Origin of the sequence: Pseudoalteromonas sp., from assembly GCF_041629635.1 — a bacterium.
GTDB lineage: Bacteria > Pseudomonadota > Gammaproteobacteria > Enterobacterales > Alteromonadaceae > Pseudoalteromonas.
In genome coordinates, this window is record NZ_JBFKMX010000196.1 from 1 (window position 1) to 5,023 (window position 5,023).

Below are 5,023 nucleotides of genomic sequence, written 5' to 3' on the forward strand. Positions count from 1 at the left end.
GAGAGCACAAAACGCGGGCCGCTAAAACCAACATAACCAGAGAAGCTCTCAATGTAATCAAACTGCTCTTTGTTATTAAGCCACTTAAAGATTTCCTGCATCTGACGATTGGTTTCGCGCGATGAGGTGCCGCGCGGCAGGTCAATATTAACGAGTACTTGCGTACGGTCTGAATTTGGGAAAAATTGCTTAGCAACAAACTTCATTGATGCACCTGCGCCAATCAGCAGTATAAACATCGCTGCTAAAAACAGTGCTTTGTGTTTAAGCACCCAGTGAAGGAACTGCTCATATTTGTTGTAGTAAGGTGTTAATTTTCCAAATTCAGCTTGCTCGTTGGCGCTGGTTTTTGGCACTTTTATAAAGTAGTAACTCAAAATTGGCGTAACAGTGAGTGCTAATACCCAGCTGCTTAGCAAGGTAATTAAAATTACCAATGAGATTGAACGTGTGTATTCGCCCGCAACATGCTCTGCCAGCATCAGCGGCAAAAAGAATAAAATGGTGGTTGCTGACGAACTAAGTAAAGGAATAGCCAGTTCTTTACACCCTTGCACCATGGCATTGTAGCGGTTGATGCCTTGCTCCAAACGGCGCTTGAAGTCTTCGGCAATAACAATGCCGTTATCAACCAATAAACCGAGCGAAATAATCAGGGTTGCTAAACTCATGCGTTCTAGCTTGATGCCGCTATATTGCATTATGGCAAGGGTTACTAGCATTACGAGCGGCACAATAGCACCCACAATTAAGCCGGTGCGCAGCCCTAAAAATAGGATCACTACAACAAGCACGATTGCCAGTGTTTGCAGCACATTAATTGATACCCCTTTCACCGTTTTTGCAACTTGGTCGGCCTGATATGTAGCAATATCCAATTGATAACCAATGGGTAATGTTTGCTCAATTTCTGCAATTTTGGCTTTAAAGCGCGGTGCAAATTCTAAGATGTTATATTCTGGCAACATCGCATTTGAAAAGAAAATTGCGGGCTTGCCATTAAAATATGCCAATTTATCCGGTGGGTCGATATAGCCTTTTTTAATCGTGACGATGTCTTTAAGGGCAATGAAATCCTCGGTGCCGGGAATGGTAATATAGGTATTTTCAATGTCTGGAATGCTATTAAAGTTTCCGGTGGGCTCAATAATAAAGCGACGGCTACCAGTATCAACGCTGCCACCTGATTGCACAATGTTTTGTTTTTGCAACTCGTTAATCAATGCCAGTGGCGAGATGCCAAGTTGTGCTAGCTTTGCATTTGATGCTTCAAGGTAAATACGTTCGGCTTTCGCACCTAAAATCTCAATTTTTTTCGTGCCTTCAACACCGTAGAGGGTGTCGCGAATATGTTGGGCAATATCGTACATTTCGGCCATTTCAAAGCCGTCGGCTGTGAGCGCAAGGGTGATCACAGATACATCACCAAATTCATCATTTACGAATGAAGGGTGGGTGCCTTGGGGTAATTTACCTTGTGCATTGTTTACTTTGTTACGTAAATCTTGCCAAATATTGTCGAGATTAAAATAGCGGTCGTAAATTTTTACGTGAATGGTCGAAAGCCCAGTAGAAGACGACGATTTTATCTCTTTCACTTCCGGAATTTTGCGAATTTCTTCCTCTAATTTTCGCGTGATCAACTGCTCGACACGATCCGGTGCCATGCCCGGAAATTGTGTGCTAACAATGGCTTCACGTATGGTAATGGTAGGATCTTCTTGTGCAGGCAGCGTGAAGTAGGCAAAAATGCCGTTTAGCATTAATAGCGCCACCACTAGCAACACGGGTTTTTTATAATTAAACGCCAAAGCGGTGATATTCATATTTCAGCTCCCTAGTTAAAACGCTGAACAGCGTTATCCAGCAGCGACACTTTTTGCCCGTCGCGTAAAAATGCAACACCTGCTGTGGCAATGATTTCACCATCTTTTAAACCGTTAGAAATAATCACTTGGTTGTTAATGACGTTTTCAGTCTGTACAAAACGTTTTTCTAATAGTTGCGTTTTAGGGTCAAAAACAAACACAAATGCCTTTTGTTTGATGTCGGCGCCAAGGGCACTTACCGGAATACGAATACTTGGGCCGGTATAACCTGTGCGGCCAACACCTTGATAAACAAATTCCACTTCGGCAGTCATGCCGGCACGCAGCACAGAGTTTTCTTCATCAAGAATTACCGTAACAGGGAAGGCATTGGCCGATTCTGCGCGGGTGCCTTTTTCTGAAATATGCCCTTTCATCGAAAGCTGTGGCATAACAGGGTAAGTTACTTTTAAGGTCATATCGCTGTTTAAGTCATGAATTATGCTCTCTGGCACCATAACACGTACTTCAAAACCGTGTTGGCCTTCAATTTCAAATACCGATTGGCCAGCGGCAACTTGCTGTGAGGGTTCAATTAAACGTTTGGTGATAACCCCATCGTAAGGTGCCAGTAACTCACTATCTTGTACGTTTTTGCGGGCAATATTAAGCTGAGCATTGGCAACATCCACGGCACTTTTGGCAGATTCAAACGCTGATTTTGAATTATCAAAACCTGATTTTGACACTAAACCTTGTTCGCTCAGCGTTTTGTAACGCTCATATTCATTTTGCGCTTCTTGAAGTGTGGCTTCGGCTTGTTTCACCTGCGCTGATGCAGATTCAAAACTTAATTGAAACGTGAGTTGATTAAGCTTAGCAAGGGGTTGGCCCTTACTCACTGTATCGCCTAGTTTTACAAATACCTTTTCAACTTTACCGTTTACTTCAAAGCTTAAGTTGGCATTTTCAACAGGGGCAACAATGCCCGAAAGGGTGCGCACTTGTTCAAAATTTGAGGTTTTCACCGCTGTCCATGCGATTGGGCGAATAGGGGGTGCAGAGTGTTCGATTTCTTTTGAACAGCCAACAAGCGTGATAATACACGCAACAACGTAAAGTAAACGCATAACGGTTCCTGTAATAAGTGCTAAATTAAAATACACACATTGATTTGGTACTACTAAGTACCAAATATTTTGGTACCATGCAGTACCAAAGTCAACCATGTTTTTCTATTAATAGGTACAGTCTTGAGTTTAGAACAAATTTTAAATGCTAAGCCGTTATCCGAACGCGGTAAAAAAATTCTCGCGGTAGCCCAAACGCTATTTCTAGAACATGGTTACGACAATACCTCGCTTGAAATGATTATTAGTGAGTCGGGCGGGTCGAGGCGCAATATTTACAGTGAGTTTGGTAATAAAGAAAAATTGCTACTGGCGGTGATTCGTGAAAAGGCTGAAATTCAAGTGGGCACTTTGCTTAATATTGATTATGACTTGCCGCCACAACAAGCATTAAGTCGTGTGTGTTATGGTTTTGCTCAAGGCTTTTTATCTGAGACCATGATAAAACTGTTCCGCTTAGTCACCAATATTGTGCCTAAACTGCCAGAAGTAGGCGAGCTTATTTATCACTTTGGCCCGTTAAGAGGCAGCATTCCGCTGGCGAAATATTTAAGTCATTTGCACCAGCAAAACATGCTCGATGTCGACGACGCCGAATTTGCCGCAAAACTATTGATTGAAATGATTAAAGGGCGTTTACACATTAAAGCAGTATTGCTGCCAAACGAGGCAATTAGCGAGCAAGAAGTGCAAGAACATGTTGATAAAGCCGTCACCCGATTTTTAAAAGCGTATGCAACGGCTTAGTGCCAACGACTGTCATTCGTAACGCTTTGCTAGTGGGCTGCCGCAGCGCAGGCAGTCCCGTGTAGGCGACGCCATTTGTGGCCGGAAAGAAATTAAGCAATTTGTTATACTTAATGCCAGGCTCCTAAAATGGCTCCCATTATTGTGAATCCAATGGTGTGATAACCTGCATTTATTGCGAATAGCTTAAACGACCTTTGCTCAAATAGGTCATTTATTGCAAAAGACATAGCGACCCAACCAAAACCAGCCAAGAAACCATAGATAATTCCTGTTGCTAAAGTACTACTATTTCCTAAAAACATCGCTAAGTTAAAGGCTATGACTAAACTTGCGATAAAAGCAAAGCCAAATACTTTAGCCATGTTTTGGCTCTTTGCAGCTTCTTCTGTGATACCTGTTTCTTTCATCCACGCCTTCCCAAACAGTAGGGGGGAATACCACAAACCTCCTAGAACAAAGCTTGATAAGGCTGATACACCAATTGCTAACAAATTTAATGTGGAAATATCCATAAACGATCCTCTTATTTTTAATATAACGCCTTGTTAAACCGCGTAGTAAAGTTGGTTAGAACCGTGAGTTAAACATACGCCATCCAACTTTAATACGTCTGATTCTACAGAGTGTTATGTACGATGCTCATTTGATACATACATTGTTTTATTACCATGGAATTTATCAAATAACTTCTCATGTGCGGTCTTTGAAAATGTATCAGTGCGAGAATTATAGTGTGAAATCCAGTCGATTAGCATATCTAAATTTGCATCCTGCGCCTCTTTACTTTCATATTTATGTGGTTCCCAAGGGCGACTTCTAGCGTTAGCTATGCAAGAGGAAATAGGTAAATTTAGGAAAATGACTTCATCAGCTCTTGGTATAACCATTTCAAGTAAATCTGAATAGCAGCCCTCAATAACCCAGTTATTATTATCGTTTAAGAAGTCATTTATGAATATGCTTGATTCAGAAACTGACATCCGTTCTGGCGGGTGAACAGGTTTCCATGCAATAGTATCTAGATCTAAATGTGCAAGCTTTCCCCTTAAAGCTAAATCTTTCGCCAGTGTAGACTTACCTGAGCCTGAATTTCCGAAAATTACGACTTTAGTCAAAACCACTCCCTTAGTACATAACGAATGATATGGACTCCCCAACCACTTAGCCACAATGTGCCATAGTGGTAGTTGAACCAAAACGAGGAGAGTCCATATGTCTTTAATTAAAGTTGTTGGCATTTCTCTTGTTTAATAAGAGCGCCAAATATGTTTTTAGTATCCATGGGGTTGATGAGCATGGCAAGTGCAAATTGCGTAAAACTATTAAACGAAACAA

5 protein-coding genes are annotated in these 5,023 nt (G+C 41.6%); 1 reads left to right on the top strand and 4 read right to left on the bottom strand.

The window, feature by feature from the left end:
- Together ABYD77_RS17700 and ABYD77_RS17705 are read right to left on the bottom strand one after the other, a co-directional pair.
- A partial coding sequence (locus ABYD77_RS17700; RefSeq protein ID WP_372771422.1) for an efflux RND transporter permease subunit occupies positions 1 to 1,826 on the bottom strand: 1,826 nt, incomplete at its 3' end.
- An 11-nt stretch (positions 1,827 to 1,837) separates the two neighbouring features.
- Positions 1,838 to 3,037 (bottom strand): efflux RND transporter periplasmic adaptor subunit, encoded by a 1,200-nt coding sequence (locus ABYD77_RS17705; protein ID WP_372771423.1) that lies wholly within the window; start codon positions 3,035 to 3,037, stop codon positions 1,838 to 1,840.
- Positions 3,038 to 3,061: 24 nt separating this feature from the next.
- Here ABYD77_RS17705 and ABYD77_RS17710 point away from each other — a divergent pair, with 24 nt between their 5' ends.
- Complete coding sequence (locus ABYD77_RS17710) at positions 3,062 to 3,685, top strand: TetR/AcrR family transcriptional regulator (RefSeq protein ID WP_372771425.1); 624 nt, start codon at positions 3,062 to 3,064, stop codon at positions 3,683 to 3,685.
- Positions 3,686 to 3,795: 110 nt separating this feature from the next.
- Here the strand turns inward: ABYD77_RS17710 and ABYD77_RS17715 are convergent, their stop codons facing one another.
- Entirely contained in the window at positions 3,796 to 4,200 is a 405-nt protein-coding gene (locus ABYD77_RS17715) for a DUF1761 domain-containing protein (RefSeq protein WP_372771426.1), read from the bottom strand.
- A gap of 114 nt (positions 4,201 to 4,314) precedes the next feature.
- Positions 4,315 to 4,803 (bottom strand): shikimate kinase, encoded by a 489-nt coding sequence (locus ABYD77_RS17720; protein WP_372771427.1) that lies wholly within the window; start codon positions 4,801 to 4,803, stop codon positions 4,315 to 4,317.
- Positions 4,804 to 5,023: the final 220 nt, after the last annotated feature.